This window comes from Serratia sp. JKS296, assembly GCF_900215445.1.
Classification (GTDB): domain Bacteria; phylum Pseudomonadota; class Gammaproteobacteria; order Enterobacterales; family Enterobacteriaceae; genus Serratia; species Serratia marcescens.
The window spans coordinates 2,373,626-2,399,622 of the sequence record NZ_OCMX01000001.1 but is presented as its reverse complement, the minus strand read 5'-3'; the positions used below and the strand labels follow the sequence as shown (position 1 = coordinate 2,399,622).

General features: G+C 61.7%; 26 protein-coding genes. 20 read left to right on the top strand and 6 right to left on the bottom strand.

Going from position 1 to position 25,997, the window contains the following annotated elements:
* The first annotated feature begins 4 nt into the window (after window positions 1-4).
* The 8 genes from CRO23_RS11415 to CRO23_RS11380 all read left to right on the top strand — a co-directional run bounded on the left by CRO23_RS11415 (window position 5) and on the right by CRO23_RS11380 (window position 6,477).
* Window positions 5-1,117, top strand: a complete 1,113-nt coding sequence (locus tag CRO23_RS11415; RefSeq protein WP_097101963.1) for an ABC transporter permease subunit — start codon at window positions 5-7, stop codon at window positions 1,115-1,117.
* Complete coding sequence (locus CRO23_RS11410; RefSeq protein WP_016927621.1) at window positions 1,114-1,884, top strand: ABC transporter ATP-binding protein; 771 nt, start codon at window positions 1,114-1,116, stop codon at window positions 1,882-1,884. Before CRO23_RS11415 ends, CRO23_RS11410 begins: the two co-directional genes overlap by 4 nt.
* The gene (locus tag CRO23_RS11405; RefSeq protein ID WP_016927620.1) at window positions 1,877-2,590 is read left to right on the top strand and encodes an ABC transporter ATP-binding protein; all 714 of its coding nucleotides are present in this window, start codon (window positions 1,877-1,879) and stop codon (window positions 2,588-2,590) included. Before CRO23_RS11410 ends, CRO23_RS11405 begins: the two co-directional genes overlap by 8 nt.
* A gap of 76 nt (window positions 2,591-2,666) precedes the next feature.
* Window positions 2,667-3,776, top strand: a complete 1,110-nt coding sequence (locus CRO23_RS11400; protein WP_370531000.1) for a branched-chain amino acid ABC transporter substrate-binding protein — start codon at window positions 2,667-2,669, stop codon at window positions 3,774-3,776.
* 18 nt (window positions 3,777-3,794) lie between these two features.
* Window positions 3,795-4,286 carry an L-2-amino-thiazoline-4-carboxylic acid hydrolase gene (locus tag CRO23_RS11395; protein WP_016927618.1) on the top strand — a complete coding sequence of 164 codons (492 nt, stop codon included), beginning with the start codon at window positions 3,795-3,797 and terminating at the stop codon, window positions 4,284-4,286.
* On the top strand, window positions 4,283-5,509 hold the full coding sequence (locus CRO23_RS11390) for a Zn-dependent hydrolase (RefSeq protein WP_097101960.1): 1,227 nt from the start codon (window positions 4,283-4,285) through the stop codon (window positions 5,507-5,509). Before CRO23_RS11395 ends, CRO23_RS11390 begins: the two co-directional genes overlap by 4 nt.
* Before the next feature lie 83 nt (window positions 5,510-5,592).
* Window positions 5,593-5,940, top strand: coding sequence for an ArsR/SmtB family transcription factor (locus CRO23_RS11385; RefSeq protein WP_004938187.1), 348 nt, complete (start codon window positions 5,593-5,595; stop codon window positions 5,938-5,940).
* 3 nt (window positions 5,941-5,943) lie between these two features.
* The gene (locus tag CRO23_RS11380) at window positions 5,944-6,477 is read left to right on the top strand and encodes an SRPBCC family protein (RefSeq protein ID WP_097101958.1); all 534 of its coding nucleotides are present in this window, start codon (window positions 5,944-5,946) and stop codon (window positions 6,475-6,477) included.
* Here CRO23_RS11380 and CRO23_RS11375 read toward each other — a convergent pair whose 3' ends face one another.
* The gene (locus CRO23_RS11375) at window positions 6,478-7,506 is read right to left on the bottom strand and encodes a transporter (RefSeq protein ID WP_016927615.1); all 1,029 of its coding nucleotides are present in this window, start codon (window positions 7,504-7,506) and stop codon (window positions 6,478-6,480) included.
* A 186-nt stretch (window positions 7,507-7,692) separates the two neighbouring features.
* On the opposite strand from CRO23_RS11375, the gene CRO23_RS11370 reads away from it, so the two are divergent.
* From CRO23_RS11370 to CRO23_RS11350, 5 genes are all read left to right on the top strand, one after another.
* On the top strand, window positions 7,693-9,303 hold the full coding sequence (locus CRO23_RS11370; protein WP_016927614.1) for an inorganic phosphate transporter: 1,611 nt from the start codon (window positions 7,693-7,695) through the stop codon (window positions 9,301-9,303).
* Window positions 9,304-9,329: 26 nt separating this feature from the next.
* On the top strand, window positions 9,330-10,244 hold the full coding sequence (ppk2, locus tag CRO23_RS11365) for a polyphosphate kinase 2 (RefSeq protein WP_016927613.1): 915 nt from the start codon (window positions 9,330-9,332) through the stop codon (window positions 10,242-10,244).
* A 120-nt stretch (window positions 10,245-10,364) separates the two neighbouring features.
* Window positions 10,365-10,790 (top strand): nucleoside triphosphatase NudI, encoded by a 426-nt coding sequence (gene nudI, locus CRO23_RS11360; RefSeq protein WP_046898268.1) that lies wholly within the window; start codon window positions 10,365-10,367, stop codon window positions 10,788-10,790.
* A gap of 93 nt (window positions 10,791-10,883) precedes the next feature.
* On the top strand, window positions 10,884-11,720 hold the full coding sequence (pbpG, locus tag CRO23_RS11355) for a D-alanyl-D-alanine endopeptidase (RefSeq protein ID WP_016927611.1): 837 nt from the start codon (window positions 10,884-10,886) through the stop codon (window positions 11,718-11,720).
* A gap of 138 nt (window positions 11,721-11,858) precedes the next feature.
* Window positions 11,859-12,845, top strand: coding sequence for an LLM class flavin-dependent oxidoreductase (locus tag CRO23_RS11350; RefSeq protein WP_016927610.1), 987 nt, complete (start codon window positions 11,859-11,861; stop codon window positions 12,843-12,845).
* Here CRO23_RS11350 and CRO23_RS11345 read toward each other — a convergent pair.
* Window positions 12,842-14,146 carry an aminotransferase class I/II-fold pyridoxal phosphate-dependent enzyme gene (locus tag CRO23_RS11345; protein WP_079449763.1) on the bottom strand — a complete coding sequence of 435 codons (1,305 nt, stop codon included), beginning with the start codon at window positions 14,144-14,146 and terminating at the stop codon, window positions 12,842-12,844. The two genes, CRO23_RS11350 and CRO23_RS11345, sit on opposite strands and share 4 nt — an antisense overlap.
* 66 nt (window positions 14,147-14,212) lie before the next feature.
* Between CRO23_RS11345 and CRO23_RS11340 the strand changes: the two genes are divergently transcribed.
* The 3 genes from CRO23_RS11340 to CRO23_RS11330 are packed head-to-tail and all read left to right on the top strand — an operon-like array spanning window position 14,213 to window position 16,026.
* On the top strand, window positions 14,213-14,467 hold the full coding sequence (locus CRO23_RS11340; protein WP_016927608.1) for a hypothetical protein: 255 nt from the start codon (window positions 14,213-14,215) through the stop codon (window positions 14,465-14,467).
* Window positions 14,464-15,180, top strand: a complete 717-nt coding sequence (locus tag CRO23_RS11335) for a glutamine amidotransferase (protein ID WP_016927607.1) — start codon at window positions 14,464-14,466, stop codon at window positions 15,178-15,180. The genes CRO23_RS11340 and CRO23_RS11335 overlap by 4 nt, the downstream gene beginning before the upstream one ends.
* 3 nt (window positions 15,181-15,183) lie before the next feature.
* Entirely contained in the window at window positions 15,184-16,026 is an 843-nt protein-coding gene (locus tag CRO23_RS11330) for a PfkB family carbohydrate kinase (RefSeq protein WP_049299356.1), read from the top strand.
* 43 nt (window positions 16,027-16,069) lie between these two features.
* Here CRO23_RS11330 and CRO23_RS11325 read toward each other — a convergent pair whose 3' ends face one another.
* The 4 genes from CRO23_RS11325 to CRO23_RS11310 all read right to left on the bottom strand — a co-directional run bounded on the left by CRO23_RS11325 (window position 16,070) and on the right by CRO23_RS11310 (window position 21,291).
* Window positions 16,070-16,783: a flagellar brake protein gene (locus CRO23_RS11325; RefSeq protein WP_097101956.1), complete on the bottom strand. Its 714-nt coding sequence runs from the start codon at window positions 16,781-16,783 to the stop codon at window positions 16,070-16,072.
* Window positions 16,784-16,859: 76 nt separating this feature from the next.
* Window positions 16,860-17,642 (bottom strand): N-formylglutamate amidohydrolase, encoded by a 783-nt coding sequence (locus CRO23_RS11320; RefSeq protein WP_016927605.1) that lies wholly within the window; start codon window positions 17,640-17,642, stop codon window positions 16,860-16,862.
* A 101-nt stretch (window positions 17,643-17,743) separates the two neighbouring features.
* A complete protein-coding gene (olsF, locus tag CRO23_RS11315) occupies window positions 17,744-19,465 on the bottom strand; it encodes an ornithine lipid synthase OlsF (protein WP_097101954.1) in 1,722 nt (573 codons plus the stop codon).
* Between the two features lie 155 nt (window positions 19,466-19,620).
* Window positions 19,621-21,291 (bottom strand): DUF4091 domain-containing protein, encoded by a 1,671-nt coding sequence (locus tag CRO23_RS11310; RefSeq protein ID WP_049277961.1) that lies wholly within the window; start codon window positions 21,289-21,291, stop codon window positions 19,621-19,623.
* 465 nt (window positions 21,292-21,756) lie between these two features.
* Between CRO23_RS11310 and CRO23_RS11305 the strand changes: the two genes are divergently transcribed.
* From CRO23_RS11305 to CRO23_RS11290, 4 genes are all read left to right on the top strand, one after another.
* Window positions 21,757-23,010 carry an ABC transporter substrate-binding protein gene (locus CRO23_RS11305; protein ID WP_049191746.1) on the top strand — a complete coding sequence of 418 codons (1,254 nt, stop codon included), beginning with the start codon at window positions 21,757-21,759 and terminating at the stop codon, window positions 23,008-23,010.
* 78 nt (window positions 23,011-23,088) lie between these two features.
* A complete protein-coding gene (locus CRO23_RS11300) occupies window positions 23,089-24,030 on the top strand; it encodes a carbohydrate ABC transporter permease (RefSeq protein WP_015377976.1) in 942 nt (313 codons plus the stop codon).
* Between the two features lie 10 nt (window positions 24,031-24,040).
* Window positions 24,041-24,859, top strand: a complete 819-nt coding sequence (locus tag CRO23_RS11295) for a carbohydrate ABC transporter permease (RefSeq protein WP_016927600.1) — start codon at window positions 24,041-24,043, stop codon at window positions 24,857-24,859.
* 21 nt (window positions 24,860-24,880) lie between these two features.
* Window positions 24,881-25,993: an ABC transporter ATP-binding protein gene (locus CRO23_RS11290; protein WP_097101953.1), complete on the top strand. Its 1,113-nt coding sequence runs from the start codon at window positions 24,881-24,883 to the stop codon at window positions 25,991-25,993.
* Window positions 25,994-25,997 lie beyond the last annotated feature (4 nt).

Genomic DNA, 25,997 nt, shown 5'->3' with positions numbered 1-25,997 from the left:
CACGATGACCGTTTTGACTTCCCCCGTTCCTCTGGCCACGCCGCGTCGTGCCGGGCTGGGGCTGACGCTGTTCATTCTCGCCCTGCTGCTGGCGCCCTGGGTGGCGGGTGCCGCCGGCGGCAACTACTGGGTGCGGGTCGTCGACTTCGCCCTGCTGTATCTGATGTTGGCGCTCGGGCTGAACATCGTGGTGGGCATGACCGGGTTGCTGGACATGGGCTTTATCGCCTTTTACGCGGTCGGCGCCTATCTCGCCGCGCTGCTGTCGTCACCGCATCTGACGCAGCAGTTCCCGCTGCTGCTGCAGTGGTTCCCCGACGGGCTGCATCTGCCGATGCTGTGGCTGATCCCGCTGGCGGCGCTGCTGGCGGCGGTATGCGGCATCCTGCTCGGCGCGCCGACGCTGCGGCTGCGCGGCGACTATCTGGCGATCGTCACGTTGGGATTCGGCGAAATCGTGCGCATTCTGATGCGCAATCTGGATCGCCCGGTCAATCTCACCAACGGCCCCAAAGGCATTTCCGGCATTGACCCGGTCAGCCTGTTCGGCCTGAAGTTTTCCGGCATGCACGAGTGGTTCGGCGTGCGTTTTTCCGGCCTGTACCTCTATTACTATCTGTTCGCCGCGCTGCTGCTGGCGATCCTGTTCATCAGCCTGCGGCTGCAAAACTCGCGCATCGGCCGTGCGTGGACAGCGATCCGTGAAGATGAGGACGCCGCGCGGGCGATGGGCATCAACACCCGCAACTTCAAGCTGCTGGCCTTCGCCATCGGCGCCACCTTCGGCGGCGTGGCCGGCGCGTTGTTCGCCGCGTTTCAGGGCTTCGTGTCGCCGGAATCGTTCACCCTGCAGGAATCGATCGCCGTACTGGCGATGGTGGTGCTCGGCGGCATGGGGCACATCCCCGGCGTGATCCTGGGCGCGCTGCTGCTGGCCGCCCTGCCGGAGCTGCTGCGCAGCAGCATGGGGCCGCTGCAGCAGGCGCTGTTCGGCCAGGTGCTGATCGATCCGGAAATCATCCGCCAACTGTTTTACGGCCTGGCGCTGATCCTGGTGATGCTGTATCGCCCGGCGGGCCTGTGGCCGGCTCGCCATGCTGGGGGGACCGCCGCATGACGCCGCTGCTTGCTTTAAATCACGTCAGCAAACGTTTCGGCGGCCTGACGGCGGTGGATGACGTCAGCATGAGCATCCGCCAGGGGGAAATCTACGGCCTGATCGGGCCGAACGGCGCCGGCAAAACCACCTGCTTCAACCTGATCACCGGCCTGTATCGCGCCGATGAAGGCGAGTTCCGCCTGTTGGGCCAGCGCTATAAACCCCAGGCGATCGACAAAGTGGCGCAGGCCGGCATTGCCCGCACCTTCCAGAACCTGCGGTTGTTCAACGAAATGAGCGTGCTGGAAAATGTGATGGTCGGCTGCCACGTGCGCACCCGCAACGGCCTGTGGGCGGCGATCGCTCGCCACCGGCGCGCCAAGGCAGAGGAACAGGCGGTGCGCGATAAATCCCATGCGCTGCTGGAGTACGTCGGCATCAGCCAATTCGCCCATTACCGCGCCGGCGATCTCGCCTATGGCCACCAACGCCGCCTGGAGATTGCCCGCGCGCTGGCGACCGAACCCCGGTTGCTGGCGCTGGACGAGCCGGCGGCCGGCATGAACGCCGGTGAAAAAGTAGCGCTGCGCGAGCTGCTGCTGCGCATCCGCGACAGCGGCAAAACGCTGCTGCTGATCGAACACGACGTCAAGCTGGTGATGGGCCTGTGCGATCGCCTGACGGTGCTGGACTACGGCAAAGCGATCGCCGAAGGCGAACCGGCGCAGGTGCGGCGCGAACCGGCGGTCATTCAGGCCTATCTGGGAGGAGGCGCGCATGTCTGAAGCCCTGCTGAGCGTTAAACGTCTCAAAGTGTCTTACGGCGGCATTCATGCGGTCAAAGGCATCGATTTCACGGTGAACGCCGGCGAACAGGTGACGCTGATCGGCGCCAATGGCGCGGGCAAGACCTCCAGCCTGCGAGCGCTGACCGGCCTGCAGCCGTTCGAAGGCGACATCCTGTTCGACGGTTGCTCGATTCGCGGCGCGCCGCCGCACCGGTTGCTGCAACGGGGGCTGGTGATGGTGCCGGAGGGACGCGGCATTTTCACCCGTTTGACGGTGCGGGAAAACCTGCAGCTCGGCGCCTATGCGCGGCGTGACAAATCGGCGGTGCGGCAAGATTTCGAACGGGTGTGCGCCACCTTCCCGCGGCTGAGCGAGCGCCTGCACCAACCGGCCGGGCTGCTTTCGGGCGGTGAACAGCAGATGGTGGCGATGGGCCGCGCGCTGCTCAGCCGCCCGCGGCTGCTGATATTGGACGAACCCTCGATGGGGCTGGCGCCGATTGTGGTGGAAGCCATTTTCACGGTCATCAAGCAGTTAGCCCGTGACGGCGTCACGCTGCTATTGGTCGAGCAGAACGCGCGCCTGGCGCTGGAGTCCACCGATCGCGCCTACGTGTTGGACAGCGGCAGCCTGAGCCACAGCGGCCGTTCCGCCGAGATGCTGGACGATGAAAAAATCAAACAGATCTATTTGGGTGAATAACCGTTGTTTCTTTTAACCGCACCAGGAGTATGACATGCAACAGAGCATTCGCATCAAACCGTTGGCGCTGGCCACCATGACAATGATTCTTAGCCTCCCGGCGCTGGCGGCCGACACCGTGCTGATCGGCCTGGCCGGGCCGCTGACCGGCCCTTCCGCGCGCATCGGCAAAGATCTCGAAAACGGCGCGCAACTGGCGATCGCCGACGCTAACGCGCAGAAACCGACGCTGAACGGCAAACCGGTCACCTTCAAACTGGTGTCCGAGGACGACCAGTCCGACCCGCGCACCGCCGTGGCCGTGGCGCAACGTTTGGTCGACGAAGGCGTCGCCGGCGTGGTCGGCCACTGGAACACCGGCACCAGCATCCCGGCGGCGCGCATCTATCACGACGCCGGCATCGCCCAGGTGGCGCCGGTCGCCACCGGTCACGGCTATACGCAACAGGGTTTTGACACCAGCTTTCGCGTGATGGGCCACGACGACGACGGCGGCAACTATGCCGGGCAATATGCGGTGAAAACGCTGAAAGCCCAGCGCATCGCGGTGATCGACGATCGCACCGCTTTCGGCCAGGGGCTGGCGGACGAGTTCATCAAATCGCTGCAGGCCCAGGGCGTGCAGCCGGTCGCCCGCGAGTATGTGGATGACAAGACCGTCGATTTCAGCGCCGTACTGACCACCGTGCGCAGCAAAAACGCCGATCTGATCTTCTTCGGCGGCGTAGATTCCCAGGCGGCGCCGCTGGCGCGCAAACTGAAGCAGCTGGGCATGAACGCGCAGCTGATGGGCGCCGGCGGCTTTGTCAGCCAAACCTTCCTGACGCTGGCGCAGCAAGAAGGCGAAGGCGTCGTCGCGTTGGAGCCGGGGCTGCCGCTGGAACAGATGCCGGGCGGCAAGGCGTTTGAGCAAGCCTACCGCGATCGTTACCACACTCACATCGAACTGCATGCGCCCTTCGCCTACGACGCCACCCGGGTGCTGATCGCCGCCATCGAACAGGCCGGCTCGGCCAACCCGGCCGATTATCTGCCGAAACTGCGCGCCATACATTATCAGGGCGTGACCGGCGCCATTGCCTTCGATGCGCAGGGCAACCTGCAACAGCCGAGCTTCACCCTGTACCGGGTAGTCGACGGCAAATGGCAGCCGCAAACCGTGTTGGGCGGCGCCAAACCACAATAAATCAAGAGGAGCAAGGCGATGAGCTGTGCAAATAACGAATTGGGCATTCTGGCCCGCAGAAAGATCGAGGCGGAAATCATCAAACCGATCTACCAGATTCTGGTGCGTGAAATCGGCAAGACGCGCGCTCAGGCAGTGATCGGCGAAGCCATCGAGAATGCCGCCATCGCGGCGGGCAAACAGTTCGCCGCTCAGGAACCGAACGGCGCGGATCTGCGCAGCTTCGCCGCCTTGCAGTACCTGTGGGAAAAAGACGATGCGTTGCGCGTCGAGGTGATCAATCAGGACGAACAGCACTTCGACTATAACGTCACCCGCTGCCGCTACGCCGAGATGTATCATGAGATGGGGCTGGGAGACATCGGCCACCTGCTCTCCTGCGCTCGCGACAGCCAGTTTATCGTCGGCTATGCGCCTGACGTTGAACTGCAGCGCACCCAGACCATCATGTCCGGCGCTCCCTGCTGCGATTTCCGTTACGCCGCCAAAACGCCGGGAGAAAAGCCATGACGCATCGGGTCAACGGCGAGCGCCTGTGGCAAAGCCTGCAGGCGATGGCGCAGTTCGGCGCCATCGCTGACAACGGCGTCACCCGCCTGGCGCTCAGCGAAGAGGATCGTCAGGCGCGCGACCAGCTGCGTCTGTGGGCGCTGGAGGCCGGTTGCAGCGTGCGCGTCGATCGGATGGGCAACATGTTCCTGCGCCGTGAAGGCGCGCGGCCCGAGCTGGCGCCGGTTGTCACCGGTTCTCACGGCGACTCGCAACCCCGCGGCGGCCGTTTCGACGGCATCTACGGCGTGCTGGCCGGATTGGAGGTTATTCGCAGCCTTAACGATCGGCAGATCGTCACCGAACGCGCGATTGAAGTGATCAACTGGACCAACGAAGAAGGCGCACGCTTTGCGCCGGCGATGATCGCCTCCGGCGTGTTCGCCGGGGTATTCGACCTGGAATACGGTCTGACGCGCCGCGACGAGCACGGCGTCAGCCTCGGCGAGGCGCTGGAGCGCATCGACTACGCCGGTGAGTATCCGGTGGGCGGCACGCCGATCCATGCCGCCTTCGAGTTGCACATCGAACAGGGGCCGATTCTGGAAGCGGAGCATCTCGACATCGGCGTGGTGACCGCCGCACAAGGGCAGCGCTGGTATGAACTGGAGGTCGTCGGCTTCAGTGCCCATGCCGGCACCACGCCGATGGACCGCCGCCGCGACGCCCTGCTGGGCTTTGCGGCGCTGGTCACGGCGGTCAACCGCATCGGTTGGGATTTCGCGCCCGACGCGCGCGCCACGGTGGGCATGGCGCAAATTACCCCCAATTCACGCAACGTGGTGCCGGGGCGCGTCTTTTTCAGCGTCGAATTCCGCCATCCAGAGGAGTCAATTCTGGAGCAGATGGAGCAGCGCCTGCTGGCGGCGGTGAACGCCGTCAACGGCGGCGGCCTGACCGCTCGCGCCGAGCGCATCTTCCAGTATCCCCCGATCGCTTTTGATCGGGGCTGCATCGACAGCGTACGTCAAGCCGCGCAAGCGTTGGGCTATCGCCATCGCGACATGATTTCCGGCGCCGGCCACGATGCCTGTTACCTTAACCGCGTCGCCCCGACCGCCATGATTTTCATTCCCTGCGTGGACGGCATCAGCCACAACGAGCGGGAAGATATCACCCCCGCCTGGGCCGCCGCCGGCGCTGACGTATTGCTGAACGCGCTGCTGGCGCACGCCGGCGCCTGATCGTCGCCCCGGTTTCTCGCCGGGGCAAAAAAATATTCAACAAAACGGTTGAATATTAGCCCGCCTGTTCTATATTCAACCATATGGTTGAATTATCTTCCTCACAGCTGGACGCCATTTTTCATGCGCTGGCCGACCCGACCCGCCGTTCGATGTTACGCGCGCTGGCCGGCGGTGAGCGCAGCATTGGCGAACTGGCCGCGCCGTTGCAGATGTCGTTCGCCGGCGCCTCCAAGCACGTGAAAGCACTGGAACATGCGGGCCTGGTGCAACGCACCGTGCAAGGAAGAAACCATATCTGCCGGCTCGAACCCGAGCCTATGGCGCAGGCCATGCACTGGCTGCAAACCTATGAACATTTCTGGACTGAACGGCTGGATGCGCTCGAACAGGCGCTGCTGCAGCCCGAACAGCTTCCTCCCAAGGAGTGAACCATGAATGATTACGGCATGATTATCGAACCCGGCACGCTGCGCATCCAGCGGCTGCTGCCCGGCCCCATCGAGCGGGTGTGGGCTTACCTGACCGAATCCGACAAGCGCGCCACCTGGCTGGCGGCTGGCGCCATGAAGTTGGAACACGGCGCGCCGCTGGAGCTGGAGTTTCGCAACTCCGATCTGGCGGGCGAGCACGAGCAACCGCCGGCCAAGTACAAACAGCACGGCGGCTGCGTCAGCAACCGCGGCCACATCACCTGCCTGTTCCCGCCGCGCCTGCTGAGCTTTACCTGGGCCGAACAGGATCAGGGGCGCCCTTCCGAAGTGACCTTCGAGCTGACGGAACAGGGAAACGCGGTGCTGCTGACGGTCACCCACCGGCGCTTGGCCAACCGCGACGAGATGCTCAGCGTCGCCGGCGGCTGGCACACCCATCTGGATATCCTGCTGGATCGTCTGCACGATCGGGCGCCGCAGCCGTTCTGGAGCACCCATGCCCGGCTGGAAGAAGAGTACCGCGCCCGCCTGTAATTACGACTCGTCCCGGCGCCTGAACGCCAGATAACCGGCGATCAGCGTAAAACTGCCGACCAGCAACACCAGCAGGATAAAACCGTGGTGATTGCTGGCCAGCGGTATCCCCCCGACGTTCATGCCGAAGAAACCGGCGACGATGTTGATCGGCAACGCCAGCACGGTGATCACCGTCAGGGTGTAGAGCGTACGGTTATTCTGCTCCATCAGCTTGGCGCCCAGCTCTTCCTGCAATAGCCGGATGCGTTCGGTCAGGCTGGCGAGATCGTTCAACACCACGGTGAACTCTTCGGTAAACTGCCGCAGATCTTGCACCACCTCGCGGCTCAGCCAGGCCGGCGGCCGGTTCAACAGCCGAAACAGCGCGGCCGGTTCCGGCGCCAACAGGCGCTGAAAGCGCAATAACATGCGGCGCATGCGCCCCAGCTCGGCGCGGTTGCGTTTGACGCGGCGGGTCAGCAGGCGATCCTCGATGGCATCAACATACTGGTTAGCCTGCCGCACCACCTGTTCCAGCACGTCCTCCTGCTCTTCCAGCAGGTGCGCCAGCAGCTCGGTAGACGACGCCAGCTCCAACGCCGTCAGGCGGCCAAGCAGCCGTTCAATCAATCGCACCGGTTTGTGACGCACGGTGACCACCAGCCCACGGCAGCAATAGAGCCACAGCGTCGCCGTTTCCGGGTTGCTGTCCTCAGGGTGGAAAATCACGTCGTTGAGCACCGCGAACAGATCGTCGCCCTGGCGCTCGATGCGGGTCGTGTGGGAACCATGCCGAATTTCATGGAAGAAAAAATCGGAAATGGCGAAATGGTTTTTCAGCCACTTCTCCGCCGCCGCGTGGTTGAGATTGAGGTGCAGCCAGACAAAGCCGTCGCCGGACGGCAAAGCCTGGTAAGCCTGGCAGACCTGTTGCGAGTTCAGGCGCGCCGGTGGCTCACCGGAACGAAACACATGGCCGTAGATCAGCCCGGTCACTTCATCATCGAAATCAAGCTTGTGCATCTTTTCCGCTAACCGTTGCACCATAACGCCTTATCCTGCCTGTTGCCGTTAACCCAAGACCGTCCCCGCTGTTATAACAATCTTTATTTATCGGCGTTAATGATTTTCGCCGTTCCCGATGATTAATATTTTCGTCATAAAAAGGCCACATTCATTCAGAATACTTTTCAGGCGACAGCTACCGCATTCAATCCTCTCAGGAAGGTCATTATGAGCGATAACAGCGCCGTTCAAACGGGTGTGCCGGCCGCATCCAGCCTGCCCAAGCTGCATCAAAAGAACAGTCGACTCACTGTTCTTTTTTTTGTGTTCTTATTAATTCTGGGGATCGCGTTCGCCGGAGTGAACTTATTTAACGACGTCAGCGACGCCGGCGCCGTCTATACCAGTTACATTCCGTTTTTATTATTGGGGCTGGCGCTGCTGATCGCGCTGGGCTTTGAATTCGTCAACGGCTTCCACGACACCGCCAATGCGGTCGCGACGGTGATTTACACCCACTCGCTGTCGCCGATGGTCGCCGTGGTGTGGTCCGGTTTCTTCAACTTTCTCGGCGTATTGCTCTCCAGCGGCGTGGTGGCCTTCGGCATCATTTCGCTGCTGCCGGTTGAGCTGATCCTGCAGGCCGGCACCGGCAACGGTTTCGCCATGGTGTACGCCCTGCTGTTCTCCGCCATCATCTGGAACCTCGGCACCTGGTGGCTCGGGCTGCCCGCCTCGTCGTCGCATACGCTGATCGGCTCGATTATCGGCGTCGGCGTGGCCAACGCTCTGATCCACGGCCGCACCGGCACCAGCGGCGTGGACTGGGGCCAGGCGATCAAGGTGGGCTACGCGCTGCTGCTGTCGCCGGTGATCGGCTTCGTGTTCGCCGGCCTGCTGCTGCTGGCGCTGAAGCTGTTCGTCAAGAACCGCCAGCTGTACAGCGCGCCTAAGGACAATAGCCCGCCGCCGCTGTGGATCCGCGGATTGCTGATCCTCACCTGCACCGGCGTTTCCTTTGCCCACGGCTCCAACGACGGGCAGAAAGGCATGGGCCTTATCATGCTGATCCTGGTGGGCACCATGCCGATCGCCTACGCCCTGAACCGTTCGATGCCGCCGGAGCAGATCCCCCGGGTGGCGGCGCTGGCGGAAGTGACCAAAAACGAGCTGCTGCGCCAGTTCCCGGCCGGCGGCCAAACGCCGCCGCGCGAGGTGCTGACCGGCTATGTGCGCACCAGCGAACTGACGCCGGAGGTGGTGCCGGCGCTGGCGCAGCTGGCCGGCGCGATCGGCGATCAAATCCGTCAGTACGGCTCGGTCGACAAGATCCCGGCGCAAGCGGTGTCGAACACCCGCAATGACATGTACCTGGCGTCCGAGACCATCAAGCACCTGAAGGCAGAGCGTCAGTTGCAGATCAATCCCGATGCGCAGCGCAACCTCGACGCGTTGAAAGGCGAACTCGACAACGCCACCCGCTTCATTCCCTTTTGGGTGAAAGTCGTGGTGGCGATTGCGCTGGGGCTCGGCACCATGGTTGGCTGGCGCCGCATCGTGGTGACGGTGGGCGAAAAGATCGGTAAATCGCACCTGACCTACGCCCAGGGCGCCAGCGCCGAACTGGTGGCGATGACCACCATCGGCGCGGCCGACGCCTTCGGTTTGCCGGTTTCGACCACGCACGTACTTTCGTCCGGCATCGCCGGCACCATGGCCGCCAACCGCTCCGGCCTGCAGATGGCCACCCTGCGCAATCTGCTGATGGCCTGGGTGCTGACGCTGCCGGCCTCGGTACTGCTGTCGGCGGTGCTGTACTGGATCTTCAACCATTTCTAACACCGGGCTGACACGGAGAAAATCTGATGACCATGCATGAATTCAACCGCGATGACGGTTTCAACCAGCGCCTGCTGCAAGAATTTTACGACAGCTACGATGAAGAGCTGGAAATGGAGCTGGACGACCTGCGCTTCGACGCGGCAGAAGTCGACAGCGACGCGAAGAAAGCCTGGCGCAAACAATACTTCCGCGAACTGCTGCGCCTGCAGGGCGAACTGGTGAAGCTGCAGGATTGGGTGATGCGCACCGGCCACCGGCTGGTGATCCTCTTCGAAGGCCGCGACGCCGCCGGCAAGGGCGGCGTGATCAAACGCATCACCCAGCGTCTCAACCCGCGCACCTGTCGCGTGGCGGCGCTGCCGGCGCCGAACGACCGCGAACGCACCCAGTGGTATTTTCAGCGCTATATCGCGCATCTGCCCGCCGCCGGCGAAATGGTGCTGTTCGACCGCAGCTGGTATAACCGCGCCGGCGTGGAACGCGTGATGGGCTTTTGCAACGACGAAGAGTACGAGGAGTTTTTCCGCAGCGTGCCGGAATTCGAAAAAATGCTGACGCGCAGCGGCATCCAAATCGTCAAATACTGGTTTTCGATCACCGATGAGGAGCAGGAGCTGCGTTTCCTCAGCCGCATTCACGATCCGCTCAAGCAGTGGAAGCTCAGCCCGATGGATCTGGAAAGCCGCCGCCGCTGGGAAGACTACACCGAGGCCAAAGAAATCATGTTAGCGCGCACTAACATTGCCGAGGCGCCCTGGTGGGTGGTTCAGGGCGTCGACAAGAAAAAGGCCCGCTTGAACTGCATCACCCACCTGCTGCAACAGGTGCCTTATGAGGAAGCCGAAGGCAACGTCATCACGCTGCCGCAGCGCAAACGCAGCCCGGAGTACCACCGTAACCCGGTGCCGGACAACATGGTGGTGCCGGAAATCTACTGACCGTAGCGCAGAGAGGCGGTTGCCGCAGATCTGCGCAAATGCAACGCTTTGATTTCTCTCACGCTAAGGGGCCAAACCCCATGTTAAAGTGGCTGCTTTCCATTTTGACAGGAGTCTTCCATGCGCCAACGCATCATTGTCTGCCCGCTGATTGAAAACGATAACGCCTTCCTGCTGTGCAAAATGGCGGCGCACAAGGGCGTGTTTCCCGGCCAGTGGGCGCTGTCCGGCGGCGGCGTCGAGCCGGGTGAACAAATAGAACAGGCGCTGCGGCGCGAAGTGCGCGAAGAGTTGGGCGCCGCGCTGATCCTCGACAACATCACGCCCTGGACCTTCCGCGATGACGTGCGCATCAAAACTTACGCCGACGGCAGCCAGGAGCAAATCTACATGATTTACCTGATTTTCGACTGCCATGCCGCCAACCGCGACGTGACGATCAACGACGAGTTCGACGACTACGCCTGGGTGCCGCGCGAGCGTCTCGCGGACTACGATTTGAACGAGGCCACCCGCTTCACCCTGCGACAAAAGGGATTGTTGTAACAGTTTGAGCGATTATCGCCCTATTTCCTTCACATTTGCCGGGCAGACTCTTTTGATGTTTTTTAATCACTTAGGGTCACTATTGCCGCCGTTATGCTTTTATCTCACGCTTTTCTCCGTCTGCCTGTCCGGCGCTTCGGCGCCGCCCTCCTGTTCAGCCTGCTGTTCGTTTTGGCGCCCGCACATGCGGCTGCGCCGCCGCTGGTGCTGAATGCAAAATCGGTGCTGGTCGTCAATCAACGCACCGGAAAGACCCTCTATCAGAAGCAGCCGAACCGCGTGCTGCCGATCGCCTCGCTCACCAAGCTGATGACCGCCATGGTCGCCCTGGACAGCAAACGTCCGATGGCCAGCAAGCTCAAAGTCACCGCCGCCGATCGCGATCTGCTGAAGAAAACCCATTCGCGCCTGACCATCGGCTCGGTGCTCAGCCGCCGCGACATGCTGCACATCGCCCTGATGTCTTCGGAGAACCGCGCCGCCGCCGCGCTGAGCCGCAATTATCCCGGCGGACGCAAGGCCTTCGTGGCGAAAATGAATCAGAAAGCGCGCGCCATCGGCATGAAACGCGCCCGTTTCTACGATCCGACCGGGCTGACGCCGCGCAACGTGGCGACCGCCAACGATCTGCTTAAGATGGTCAATCACGCCTATCGCTATCAGTCAATTCGCCGCTTCAGCACCGACAAGCAGCAGATCGTGCGCCCCGGCCGCGGCCAGTTGGTCTACCGCAGCTCCAACGGCCTGATCAACAACCCCGCCTGGAAGATCCAGCTGCAGAAAACCGGCTTTACCGACGAGGCCGGTCACTGCCTGGTGATGCGCACCACCATCAAGGGGCAGCCGGTGGTGATGATCCTGCTCGGCGCACAGCCGCGTTACGGCCACTACCGTGACGCCATTCGTCTGAAGGCCTGGCTCGAGGGGTAACACCGCGGCGCTTTACCGTTCTGCGCATATACAAATCCGTTTTGGATCAATGGAATATCCTATCGCCAATCAGTATTAAGGCGCACGCCGCCCACATGGTATTTGTCTGGCATATCTGATGAGGAAAGGAGCGGGAAAATGGCTTATGCCTTGAGCATATTGGAAAAGAGTCCGATCGCCGAAGGGGAAAGCGCCGCGCAGGCGCTGGCGCGCACGCTGCATCTGGCGCAACAGGCGGAACGCTGGGGATATCGGCGTTTCTGGTTAGCGGAACACCACAATACGCCGCAGCTCGCCTGCCCGTCGCCGGAGGTGTTGATCGGTTATCTGCTCGGCCAAACGTCGCGCATTCGCATCGGCTCCGGCGGCGTGATGCTGCAGCACTACAGCGCCTACAAGGTGGCCGAAAACTTCAACCTGCTGGCGGCGCTGGCGCCGGGGCGCGTCGATCTCGGGGTGGGCAAAGCGCCCGGCGGGCTGCCGCTCGCCACCCAGGCGCTGCAGGCCGCCCATGACCGGCAAAACAAACCGGCCTTCCCGCAGCAGCTGTCGCAGTTGACCGCTTACCTGAACGACGACGCCGAACCGGGCCTGAGCGCCACGCCGTTGCCGCCGCACGCCGCCCAGCGCTTTTTGCTCGGCGCCAGTAAAGAGAGCGCGACGCTGGCGGCTGAATCCGGCTGGGCCTTCGTGTTCGCCGCGCATCTGAACGGCAATCCGCAAGACATTAGAGAAGCGCTGGAGCACTACACCGCACACAGCGGCGGCCGCAAGGGGCTGCTGGCGGTGGCGGCGATCGTGGCGCAGAGCCCGGAACAGGCCGCGACGCTGGCGGCGGATATTCAGCAATACCGCGTGCACGTCGCCGGTGAGCAGAGCGTGACCGTCGGCAGCCTGGCCCAGGCCGAGAGTTTCGTGCAACAGGCCGGCGCCACCGACTACCGCATCGAGCCGCGAGAAAGCCATGTTCTGCTCGGCACCGCGCCGCAGGTGCATCAGCAACTGGCGCAGCTGCAGCAGCAGTACGGCGTGGACGAGTTCATCATCGACACGCCGATCGCCGAACCGGCCGCCCGGTTAGCTTCGCTGCAGTTACTGGCGGAGGAGAGTTTGACGCCGGCCTAGTTGATCGCCGCCCCGGCCCGCATGGCGTCGGTCAGATCCTGCGCCAGTGGCGCCAACTGCGCCGGCGTGACGTTAGCCAGGCTGACGCGGAGCGCCGGGCCGCCCTTCAGGCGGAAAGGTTCACCGCCCTGCACCAACCACCCCCGCTGCGCCATCAGCTGCGCGGCGGCGGTTTCCGACCGCACCGGCAACCACAGATGCAGCCCTTCACCCACCGCCAGCGCCGTGTGATTCAATGCATTGAGCCGCTGCACCAGTTCATCCCTTCTGGCCTGATATGCCTGTTGCGCCCGCTGCAGTTGCCCTTCCTGCAAGGCCTGTCTCCACAGCCTGGCGGCGATCTGCTGCAAGATATGGCTGACCCAGCGTTCGCTGATGTACTGATCGGCGCGCATCGCCTGCAGCAACGTCGGGTCACCGCAGGCCAGCGCGATGCGCAGATCCGGGCTGAGAAACTTGCTCAGCGACAGCACATACAGGCCGCGATCGCCGTCGAACGGCAGATGCAGCGGCTGCTGCGACAACGGCCCCCAGAAATCGTCGACGATCGCCAGACACTGCGGATTGTCGCGCAGAAAACGCCGCCACTGCTGCGCGCGTTGCGCAGAGAGCGAGACGCCGGTCGGATTGTGGGCGCGCGGCGTCAGGATCACCGCGCCGGCCGCCCCGCTTTCCGGCAACCGACAACCCTGTTCATCTACCGCCAGCGACAGCGGCCGCAGACGCAGGTGGCGCAACAGCGTCAATAGCGGCGGCCAGCAGGGATCTTCCACCCACACCGCCGCGCCCGGCTGCACATGGCAGCGCAGCGCCTTTTCCATCGCATCCAGCGCGCCGGAGAACACCGCCGGCTCCCCCAGCACGACGCCCTGGCGGCCGAGCCACTCGCGCCCCAGACCGGTCAATACCGGCAGATCGCCGCTGATGTCATAACCATTTTGCTGCGGGAACGCCTCCGCCGCGCCAAGCGCCAACGCCGGCAACAATGCGGCATCCAGATTGCCGCTGGCCAGATCGCACATCCCCGCCGGCACCTGACGCGGCGTATAGGCCGCACTCACCGCCGCCAGCGGCGGCTCCAGCACCACCGTTCCCGCCCGCCCGCGCGTCGCCACCAGACCGGCATCGCGCAATCGGGCGTAAGCGCTGGCGACGGTATTCGGATTGACCTCCAGCTCCGCCGCCAGTTGGCGTACCGGCGGCAACAGCTCGCCCGGCCGCAGCGCGCCGTCTTTGATGCGTGCGGCGATCTGCTCGGCAATCTGGACAGCGCCGCCGCCTTTTGCATACAATGAAGTCATACATAAATCCTTTTGTACTAGTTCAAATAAGATTACCCGTTTCCGCGGCCAAAAGTAAGGGGTTCCATGGATAAACATTACGTGCTCGACATTCAGTATGCAGGAAAAGCCTTTGCCCGCCTGCAGATGTTCACCCCCTGGGCAGCCGATCAGCTGGAACAGGCGTGCGCGCTGTTCCCGGCCGCGCAGGGTTATCAGGTGCAGCTCAGCCAGGTCAGCGAACGCCGCATCGTCTACCAGAGCGGCGCGCAAGGCATCACGGTGCTGGGCGAGTCGCTGGCGCTGACGCCGTTCACCCACGCTAGCGAGGTTAAACAATGAAAAAAGCCGTCGCCATTCGACACGTCAATTTTGAAAACCTGGGTATCCTCGGTTCCCTGCTCTCGCTGCGTGGCTATCAGATCGATTATTACGATGCCGGCCGCGATGATATTCGTGCTATCAATAATGAAGAGACCGATCTGTTGGTGGTGCTCGGCGGGCCGATCAGCGCCGCCCAGCACTTTTCCGGTGAGCAGCGCTACGATTTTCTCGACCATGAATTGGCGTTGGTCAAACAGCGCCTGGCGCAGCGGCGACCGACCCTCGGGGTGTGTCTCGGCGCGCAGGTGATCGCCCAAGCGCTGGGCGCCGACGTGATCTCGCTCGGCGTCAAAGAGATCGGCTTCGCCCCGCTGACCACGCTCGCGGCACAAGACGACTCGGTGCTGGCCCCGCTGGCCGATACGCCGGTGCTGCATTGGCACGGCGATATGTTCATGATCCCGGACGGCGCCCGCTGCCTGGCCGGCACGGCGATTTGCCCGCATCAGGCTTTCGACTATCAGGGGTTCGCGCTCGGCCTGCAGTTCCATCTGGAGGCGGATCACCGCGATATCGAACGCTGGCTGATTGGCCATGCCTGCGAGCTGGAACTGGCCGACATCGCGCCCCAGAGCCTGCGCGAACAGGCGGCGCGCCACGGCGCGCAGCTGGAACAGCGCGCGCGGCAGGTGTTCGCCCGCTGGCTGGATAATAACGAACCAAGGATGTAACTCATGCAACAGGCTTCACCCTTGCGGTCACCGTCCATCGACGTGATCAGCATTCAATCTCAGGTGGTCTACGGCAGCGTCGGCAACGGCATCGCCTACCGCGCCCTGCTGAAAAAGGGGCTGGAAGCGCTGCAGGTGCCCAGCGTGCTGTTCGGCTGCCCGCCCTATTACGGCAAGCCGCACGGCGGCGTCATCTCCGGCGAGTGGTTCGGCGGTTTTCTCGACGATCTGATCGCCCGCGGCGTGATGAAACGCACCCGGGCGGTGATCGTCGGTTACCTGGGCGACGTGATGCAGTGCCATATTCTGGCCAACTGGCTGCAGCGGGTGCGCGCCCTCAATCCGCAGATAAGGATCTATATCGATCCGGTGATGGGCGATTACGGCGAAGGTATCTACGTGGATGAGCGCATCGTCAACTGCTATCGCTCGCCGTTCCTGCGGCTGGCCAACGGCCTGACGCCGAACGGTTTCGAACTGGAGCAGCTGTGCGGCCGCTCTCTGAGCAGCCGGGAGCAGACGCAACGCGCCGCGCAGGCGCTGTTGAACGACACCACCGAATGGGTGCTGGTCACCAGCGCGCCGGGCGTCGCGCAGCGCGAAGACGAGGTGGGATTGATGCTGGTCACCCGGCAGGAAACGCAGTGCTTTACCCATCCGAAGGTTAAATCGGCGGTCAAAGGCACCGGCGATCTGTTCACCGCACTGCTGGTGAGCCATCTGCTGCGCGGCGCCGCGCTCGACGCGGCCGTGGTCGCCGCCGGGGGTGAAGTGTGCGACGTGCTGGCCGAAGCGGCGCATTTCGGTTGGGAAGAGATCGGCAGCCTGCGGGCGTTAAAGCCGTAAGGCCGGTGGAGAGTCAGGGGCAGCGTGCCGCCCCTGATACCTATCAGCGTTTTTTCTTTTTGTTGAAATCCAGCTCGAAGGCGAACACCGCGCTCTGAATTTTGCGTTCCATCGCCAGCCCCAGCTTAAGGAAACGGCACGACAGGCGCGAGAAGTGCACCACCCGATCGTTATCGTCGGTTTCCTGATCGTCGTTGACCACCACCAGTTCCATGTTGACCTTGAAGCTGCCGTAGCTGCCCAGATCCAACTCCGCTTTCTTGAACTGCAGGCCTGGCTGGAAGAAATCCGGCAGCGGGCCGTCGAAGCGCAAACCGACGCCGCCGGCGGACAGATCGTGGATCCGCAGCTCGTACGGCGTGCCGTCCGGGTATTCGCCGGTACAGAAGAATTGGCGCCAGTGCGGCGTGGTGATGCGGAACTGACGGCGGCGCTGGATGTAAACCAACTCCTGCGGCAGCCGGGTCGAGCAGGCCTGGACGCCCTGATGTTCGGTCAATTCCGCCTGGCCGACGGAAAACTCGATTTTGGCGTCGTGGCTTTCAATCACGATGGTGCAGGCGCCGTCGATGGCGTTTTCCGCTTCCTCACCGCTAAACACGATATTGTCCGGCCCGACGCTCAATAACAGACTTTGAAACCGGTGCTGCTGATTTTCTACGCGCAGCGGCGTGCGTTGTTTGCAAATTTCACGCAGAATCGCCAGAACTTCAAAACGCTCCCGTTTGATAAACAGTCCGTTATCGCTGTGCTCCACACGTCTCTCCTGACTTTTTTTCTAATGACGTATTACGTATTCCTTACGGTTATCATCTCTGGGAATATTCCTAAAGTCAAATTTGCCAGCGCTGCCAGGCCTGCGGCAGCAGGCGTGCGAAACGTTTCGCCCACGCCTGCTGCCCGCGTTCATCGGCGATCAGATCCTGGCGGATTTCGATGCCGACATAAGGCAAACCGCGCCGTTCCGCATGCACCGGCAACGTGTAGTCGGTGGCGTCAGTCATTGCATAGGGCTCGTTGATCCCCACCTGCAAATCCCCCTCTTCGCGCAGCAGTTCGGCCAGCAGCAGCGCAAATTCCGGGTAGCGATTAAACAGCAGCCCCACCTGCCAGGGGCGCGATTCCCCTTTGAACACCGGCGTGAAGCTGTGCATGGCGATCACCGCCGTCGGCAGTTCGCGCAGCTGACGTTGCCCCAAATGATCGTCGATGGCGTGGTGATACGGCAAAAACACCTCACGCTCGCGCGCCAGCGCGTGCTCGGCGTCGATACCGATATTGCCGGGTATCGGCGTCAGTTCGGACAAATGCGGGATCGAGCTGGCGATGCCGGGCGCCCGGTTGCAGTCGATCACCAGCCGTGAGTAACGCTGGTGGATCAGGGTGGCGTCCAGTTGGCGGCTCAGATGGCGCGACACGCTCAGCGCGCCGATATCCCAGCCGATGTGGCGTTCAATCTCCCCCGGCGGCAAACCGAGATCGCCAAGAGATTGCGGTATCGCCTTGCCGGCGTGATCGCACAGCAGCAAAAAGGGCGCTTTGCCGCGCGGGATTTCAACGGCAGCTGCGGGCGGTTCATCGGCGGACAATAGCGGCGGGATAAACGAATGGGGCATGACAGGCTCCGGCGGTGGAAAGCAAAACGTTTATCGTAGCGCTATCCCGTCGCCGGCCCCAAGGTCGTGCTTAGATCAAAAAGGCATGAGTCAGACTATAGTCATGCCGTCTCGGCCGGCTGCGGCTGGTGCACCGCGATATAACGCTGATACCGCGACGGCTTGAGCCGCGTGGTATCCACCAGCACCAGTCCGTCGATACAGTTGTTGAACGCCGGATCGGTGCCGAAATCGATAAACTGTACCCCGCCCGGCTCGCACAGCTCGGTGTACTGCTTGTACAGCGTTGGGATCGAGCAGCCGATATTGCTGAGCAGGCTCTTCAGCCGCACCAGATCTTCCTGATAGTTGTCCCCGGCAAACTGCGCCAGCACCTGCGGCAGCGACGCCGGATAAGGCCGCCGCGACTGCCCGAACGCGTGATCCGGCGAGAAATAGAGCCGATAGAAGGCGATCAGCAAGTCACGTGCTGCCAGCGGCATGCCGCCGGAGATCGACACCGGGCCGAACAGATAGCGGTACTGCGGGTATTTCGACAGATAGGCGCCGATGCCCAGCCACAAATAGTCCAGCCCGCGCTTGCCCCAATAGGCCGGCTGAATAAAGCTGCGCCCCAGCTCAATGCCCTGCGCCAGGATCGGTTCCATATCGCGGTCATAATGGAACAGGCTGTTGCTGTAGATGCTTTCCAGCCCTTTGCGCGCGATTTGTTCGGCGGTAGGGATAAAGCGATAGGCGCCGACGATCTCCAGCTCCTCCTCATCCCACAGCACCAGGTGGTAGTAATCGTCGTCGTAGCTGTCCAGATCGCGGCGGCGGCCGGATCCTTCCCCCACCGCGCGGAAGGCGATCTCGCGCAGGCGCCCCAGCTCGCGCAGGATTGGCGTACGCGCTTCGTCATGGCGACGATAGAGATAGATGGTTTTACCGTCCGGCGTTACCCCCAACCGTTCGCAGTTCGCCAGCGCCTTTTTCAGCTCAAGACGATCTTCCGGCAGCGCGATCGGCGACTCGCTGGCGAACAGCCCCGGCTTGCCCTGGCCCAGGCAATAGACGTGGCGGCGAAAACGCTCCGCCAGATCCTTGGCGCTGGTGTGGCCGTCGTGCCAGTTGGCGAACGGCACGCGGCCGCCCACGCGGATCTTGATGCGCCCGCCCCGCTGCTGGAACATTTCGCGCACCAGCAGCAACGTCGACAGCGGCCGGTAGACCAGTGAGGTAAAGTAGAACAGGTTGCTGTTGCGTGCGCTGATGTGGATTGGCACGATCGGCGCGCGCGCTTTGGCGGCCAGGCGCAGAAAACCGGTATGCCAGTGGCCGTCGCGGATGCCTTTCGGGCTCATGCGCGACACTTCGCCGGCCGGGAACAGGATTAGCGCGCCCTGATTGTCCAGTTGTTGCTGCATGCCTTCAATCTGTTTGCGGCTGGTTTTATAAGCGACGTTATCCACCGGCACGAACAGGCTGCGCAGCGGTTCAATGTAGGTCAGCAGTTGGCTGGCCACCACTTTCACATCCGGGCGCACCGCCGCAACGGCGCGCAGCAGCACCAGGCCGTCGAGCGAACCGATCGGGTGATTGGCCACGAGCACCACCGGCCCCTGGCTCGGGATGTTTTCCAGATCGCCGTCCACCAGTTCGCAGCTGAGGTTAAAGTAGTCCACCACCTGCTCGATCAGATCGAGCCCTTTCAGGTGGGGATAATCGGCGGCGAACTGCTTGAATTCTTTTTCGAAGAGAAGGGTTCTTAGCAGGCTGCGCTGCCAGGCAGGGGTATTGCGGTGTGGAAATGCATCTTGCAACAGAGAATCCAGGCTGAACATCGCGTTATCTCCTGACGTAGTCGCTGCAAACTTAAGCCAGAGCCGTGACTCTGACGTGTCAGTTACATGACAATAAAGTGAATCCATCGACTATCAGGTATAGCAAAGTAATGGCGAATTGGGAGCGAAAGACGCATTTTCGCCCCCACTTGCCTTCACATCGGCGCTAGCAACGCTTCGATGCGGCGGTTTACCGCGTCGCGCAGGCGCAGCAGCGGCCCGGCCTGGTGCGGATAACGCTTGAAGGTGATGCGCATGCCCAGCTCGCGTTCGATCAGCGCCTCAACCGTCGGCCGGTCGGTCAGACTCTCCAGCAGTTGCAGCGCGCGCATGTCCTGCAGCCCCTGATGCAGCACCCGCAGGCGCAGCGATTCCACCGGCTGCAGATCATCGCCCGGATAGACCACGAACGGATCGCCGGAGGGAAACGCATGGCCGCTGTCGGTCACGGCATAAGGATTGATACGTTCGAGCGAATGGGCGCTGTTATAGAAGTTGAATCCCCAATGCAGGAAGCCGGCGATGCGGTACAGATAGAGCTGCACGCCCAATATGCGGTTGCGCGCCGAAGGCTGGGCGAAGAACCGGTTGGCGACCTCGGTCTTCTGCACGCAGCAGTAATAGGCCCACAGGCCAGGCACCCGGTGTTCGATAAAGGGCTCAATATGATCGGTGGCGGCGACCGGGATTTCCACCAGGCCTCGCTGATAGAAAGCGAAATCCGACAGCGCATCGAAAGTGCGAAAGCCATCCAGTAGCGGCAGCAGCGCGGCGCTGGCGCGCCGGTAGGCCGCCAGGTTGTCCAGCGTCGGCTCATCGGAAACATGGAACCACACCTGTCGTTCCAACCCCCGCTCGCGGAACCAGGCGGTCAATTCGGGCAGCAGCGCCTGCAGGAAACGCTGATACGGTTCGCCCTGCGCATCGGTGTGCCAGCCGAACAGCGGTCGCGCCTCGCCCTGCTCCTCCACCACGATCTTCGGCGCATGCGCCGCGCCCCATTGGGTAAACAACGGCGCGATTTCGAAGTGCTCGATGCCCTCTTCCTGCGCCAACGCCACCCACTGCGCCAGGCGGCTGAAATCGAAGCGATACCCCTGCGCGGAACGCGACACCCTCACCAACTGCACCGTGGTGCGTTCACCGCCGACGGCGGTATCCAGCGGCGGCGTAAACAGCGGCGTCAGCAGCATATTGACCCCGCTATGCACCGCGCAGCGCACAAAGTTGCGCACCGCGCGCCAATAATCCGGGCTGAACACCGCCAGACGGTAGTAATCCGCCAGGCAGTCGGTGTGCAGCCACTCGGTGTGCAACAGCGTTTGCGGCGGCAACGCCGCCGGCACCAGATGCAGCGTCAGCGTGGCCTCGGCCAGCGCCTCGCCGCTCTGGGCATCCCGCAGCCGCAGGGTCAACGGAAAGTCGCCGGCCAGTTGCGCGTCGGCCGGCGGCGTCAGGGTCAACCACAGGCTGCCATAATAGCGGCAGGCGGCAAAAAAACGCCGTTGCGGCAGCGGTATCAGCGGATCGGGAAATAAGCCCGGCTCAGTCGTCAGGTAATTCTCATCGGTCTCGCGATAACAGGGAAAACCGCTCGGCACCGATTGCACCTGGCGCACGCTGATATACTCCGCCAGCGGCCCATCGAGTTGATAACACAGCTCATGGCGAGTCTCGTTGCCCGGGGTTTGCAAACAGTACACCGCCTGCCAGGACAGCACCTCGTTATTTAACCCGCTCAACCGATTTTCCACGGCAATGGGCGGCATATTTTGGCGATGAAATACTTTCTCCAGGCAATGCGTAAATACCAGAGACAGGCGCATGATATTCCGCCCTCTTTATTATGGATGAATAAGTGTTGTGAGATTCAGGCTAGCGTCTTTTATCGACACAAACAATAGCCGGCAATAAAAAACGTTTGCGCGCCCTCCCTGGACAGCCTCAGCAAGATTTTTTTGTTTATTTGCATCACAAAAATGAAAGAAGCTGAAGCTTGCACAATAAAAATATTTTTAATCCCCATTATGGTGCAAGGGTTATCAGTTATTCCTATGCCTGCGAAGGCCGCTAAATGCCGCGCCACCGGGGAAAAACCCCGCATAAAGGTTAATGAAATGTGAACAAGAGCGCCTTTCGCTTGACCGTGAAAGCCTTTCGATTTTAACAACAACGAAACATTTACGCCCCATTTTTGGGCGTTTGGGGGTGTATTGACACATTGAAAGTTAAGGGATAGAAAGAATTTACGTTGCGAAAAACGCTATTCGTCGCTCACCGAGGGGAAAGCAATGTCACCGATAAAAAATACCGGCCGCTTGCTGGCACATTCTATTCTTGCCAGCGCATTATTATTACCCACGCTGCTCCATGCCGCAGATAAAATAACTTTGCGCTATGCCGTTTGGGACAGAAATCAATTACCCGCCGAACAGGAGATTGCCAAGCGCTTTGAACAGGCCAATCCGGATATAAAAATAGAAATAGAATTAACCCCCTCGGCGCAATATTTCGTTAAATTAGATTCCGCCGCCGCCGGCGGCGTAGCGCCAGATATATTCTGGATCAATATGCCTTATTTTGTGCAGTACGCTAAAAACGGCATTATGGAGCCGTTGGCGCCCTATATTAAGGACAGCGGCCTTAAGCTGGACGACGTGGTCGCCAGCTCGGTGAAAGCCTATCAGTATGACGGTCAGCAGATGGCCATCCCGCGCGACGTCGATTCCATCGCCGTGTGGTACAACAAAAAGCTGTTCGATCAGGCCGGCGTCAGCTACCCCACCAACGACTGGAGCTGGGACGATCTGAAGAGCAAGGCCGCCGCGCTGAAAAACGGGCTGAAAGGCGCCGCCTTCCCGCTGGTGATGGATCTCAGCATCGACGGCCAGGACAGTTACATGAACCTGCTGTTCCAAAACGGCAACCACATCGTGCCGAAAGACGGCCAGCCCACCGACATCGCCAACGACAGATCCCTCTGGGTCTACCAACAGCTGCAGGGCATGATGAAAGACGGCCTGATGCCAAGCGCCCAGCAAATGAGCGAAGTCAAAACCGAGAATATCTTCCAGTCCAACCGCGCCGCGATGGTCTATGCCGGCTCCTGGCTGGCGGCGCCGTTCGCCAATAACCCGCTGATCAACGACCACATCGGCGTGGTGATGATGCCCAAAATTGAACGCCAGTCCGGCGTGGCGCACAGTCTGGCCTTCGCCATGTCGGCGAAAAGCGCCCACAAGCAGGCCGCCTGGAAATATATCGCCTTCATGAGCAGCGAAGCCTCGCAGGCGGAGCTGGCCAAGGTGGTGATCCCGGCCAACAAGACGGCGGCCAAGGTCTGGGCGCAGCAGATCCAAAAGGTTGACGTCACGCCTTATATCCAGACCCTTGAAGTGACCCAGGCTTACCCCACCGCCGGCACCAATACGCCGAAGTGGCAAAACATGTGGATCGCCAGCCTGAAAAAGATCTTTATGGGCGCGGACGCTAAGCAGGAAATGGACAAATCGGTCAAGAAGATCGCGCGCGTCATGGAGCAGTAATCACCCCGCCGCGGCGCGCAGCCCCGAGCGCGCGCCGCGGGGGAACCACGCTGAACGTCATAGGTGAGGAATGGCAACATGTCGCTGGCAGAAACGGCTACGGTCACCCTGAAACACCCCCGGCGCACCGCCCGTCCCGCGCTCAATCGGCTCGAACGCGCCGAGCGCTTCTGGGGCTGGGTGATGATCCTGCCGCTGTTGTTGGGGGTGACGGTGTTTTACCTGATCCCCTTCTTACAAAACATCTTTTACAGCTTTACCGATCTGAACCAATTCATGCGCTGGAGCAGCATCAGCGTCGATAACTATCTCAACCTGTTCGAAGACGACGACTTTTACACCGCCGCCGCCAACACCCTGTTCTACGTGGTGGTCTGCGTGCCGATCAGCCTGAGCCTGTCGCTGCTGCTGGCGATCGGCCTCAACCAGAATATCCGCGGCAAAGGCCTGCTGCGCACCCTGCTGTTCCTGCCGGCGGTCACCATGCCCGCGGCGGTGGCCATGGTGTGGCAATGGCTGTTCAACAAGGACTTCGGCCTAATCAACCAGGCGCTGGGCCTGCTGCACATTGCGCCGGTCGCCTGGCTGTCCGATCCGGATGTGGTGCGCATCAGCGTATCCATCATCATCATCTGGTCGTCGCTGGCGCTGAAGATCATCATTTTGCTGGCCGGACTGCAGAGCATTCCACGCCAGTTGTACGAAGCGGCGGATATCGACGGCATCGGCACCCTGCGGCGCTTCTTCTGCATCACGCTGCCGATGATGGTGCCTACGCTGTTCTTCGTGTCGGTGATGAGCTTTATCGAGATCCTGCAAGTCTTTGACGTGGTGTTCCTGATGTTCGACCGCGCGCTGGTGGAAAACGACGTGATGACCGTCACCAACCTGTTCTACAAGTACGCGTTTTACCTGCAGGAAAAAGGTTACGCCTCCGCCATCACCGTGGTGCTGTTCGCCGTCACGCTGGTGATCACCCTGATTCAAATGGCGATCGGCAAGCGCCTGAAAGTCAGCTGAGGAGCTGCACATGAACGCAAGCAAGAAAACGCTGGTGTACCTGTTTATGGGGCTGGCGGCGCTGGCCTCGGTGGTGCCCTTTATCTGGATGCTGGTGACCTCGCTGAAAACCCAGGCCGAGAGCATCCAGATCCCGCTGACGCTGCTGCCGGCGCATCCCAGCCTGCAGGCCTACGGCCGGGTGATGCACGAAATCCCGTTCGCCGGTTTTTATCTCAACTCGCTGCTGGCGACCTTCTTCACCGTCAGCCTGCAGATGGCTATCGCCACCCTGGCCGCCTATGGCTTCTCGCGCCTGCATTTTCGCGGCCGCGACGCGGTGTTTCTGGTGTGCGTGTCGATCCTGATGGTGCCCGGCCAGGCGTTTCTGATCCCGCAATTCCTGGTGGTGCAGAAGCTGGGGCTGGTCAACAGCATCACCGGGTTGGTGCTGCCGGGCATTTTCAGCGTTTACGCCACCTTCCTGCTGCGCCAGTTCTTCCTGGCGGTGCCGAAGGAGATGGAGGAAGCGGCGCTGATCGACGGTTACAGCTACTTCGCCATCTTCTGGCGCATCATGCTGCCGCTGATCCGGCCGGGCATTATCGCCTGCGTCATCATCAACGGCCTGTGGAGCTGGAACAACCTGATGTGGCCGCTGATCGTCAATACCACCACCGAGAAGCTGACGCTGCCGGTAGGGCTGGCCTCGCTCTCCAGCCGCGCCGGGGTGGAATACCCGCTGCTGATGGCCGGGGCGCTGATGGCGGTGATCCCGATGCTGATGCTGTTCATTATTTTCCAACGCTATTTCATCCAGGGCATCGCCAGCGCCGGGGTGAAAGGCTAACGCGCAGACAAGGTAAACAACATGGCCGGAATTCAGTTAAACAGCGTTAAAAAAGTGTACCCCAACGGTTTCCACGCGCTGCACGGCGTCGATCTGGACATTGAAGACGGGGAATTTATGGTGTTCGTCGGCCCGTCCGGCTGCGCCAAATCCACCCTGCTGCGGATGATCGCCGGGCTGGAGAGCGTCAGCGAGGGGCAGATCCTGATCCACGATCGCTGCGTCAACGACAGCATGCCGAAGGATCGCGGCGTCGCCATGGTGTTCCAGAACTATGCGCTGTACCCGCACATGACGGTGTACAAGAACATGGCGTTCGGCCTGATCGGCAAAGAGAGCAAGGCGGAGATCGACCGCCGGGTGCGCGACGCGGCGGAAAAGCTGGAGATCACCAATCTGCTGCAGCGCAAGCCGGGCCAGCTCTCCGGCGGCCAGTGCCAGCGGGTGGCTGTCGGCCGCGCCATCGTGCGCAAACCCAAGGTGTTTCTGTTCGATGAGCCGCTGTCCAACCTCGACGCCAAGCTGCGGGTGTCAATGCGCGTGCAGCTGATCGAACTGCACAACCAGCTGAAGCAAGAAGGCGCCGCCGCCACCATGGTGTACGTCACCCACGATCAGGTCGAGGCGATGACCATGGGCGACCGCATTTGCGTGATGAACCGCGGCGCCATCATGCAGGTGGATAAACCAATCAATCTGTACCACCACCCCGCCAACCGTTTCGTCGCCGAGTTTATCGGCAGCCCGTCGATGAATTTGCACGATCTGGCGATCGTGCGCGACGGCCAAACGGTGCGGCTGCGTATCGGCCTGCAGCACCTGCTCGATCTGCCGCCGGCGCTGCAACGGCAATTGGCGGACTACCCGCATGCGCGGGTGTGTCTCGGCATCCGGCCGGAGTCTTTGCGGCTGTGCGCGCCCGGCAGCGCCAACTGTTTCCCGGCGCAGATCGTCACTATCGAGCGCATAGGCAACGAAGAGCTGCTGCACTGCGAACTGGCCGATCTGCGCTTCGTGCTGCGCATGGCGTCGCTGCCGGACTGGGAGCCGCGCCTCGGCGAAAGCATTCATCTGGCATTCGATCTGACGCGCGCGCATTTGTTCGACGAGCTCAGCGGCCAAAACCTCAAATAACAAC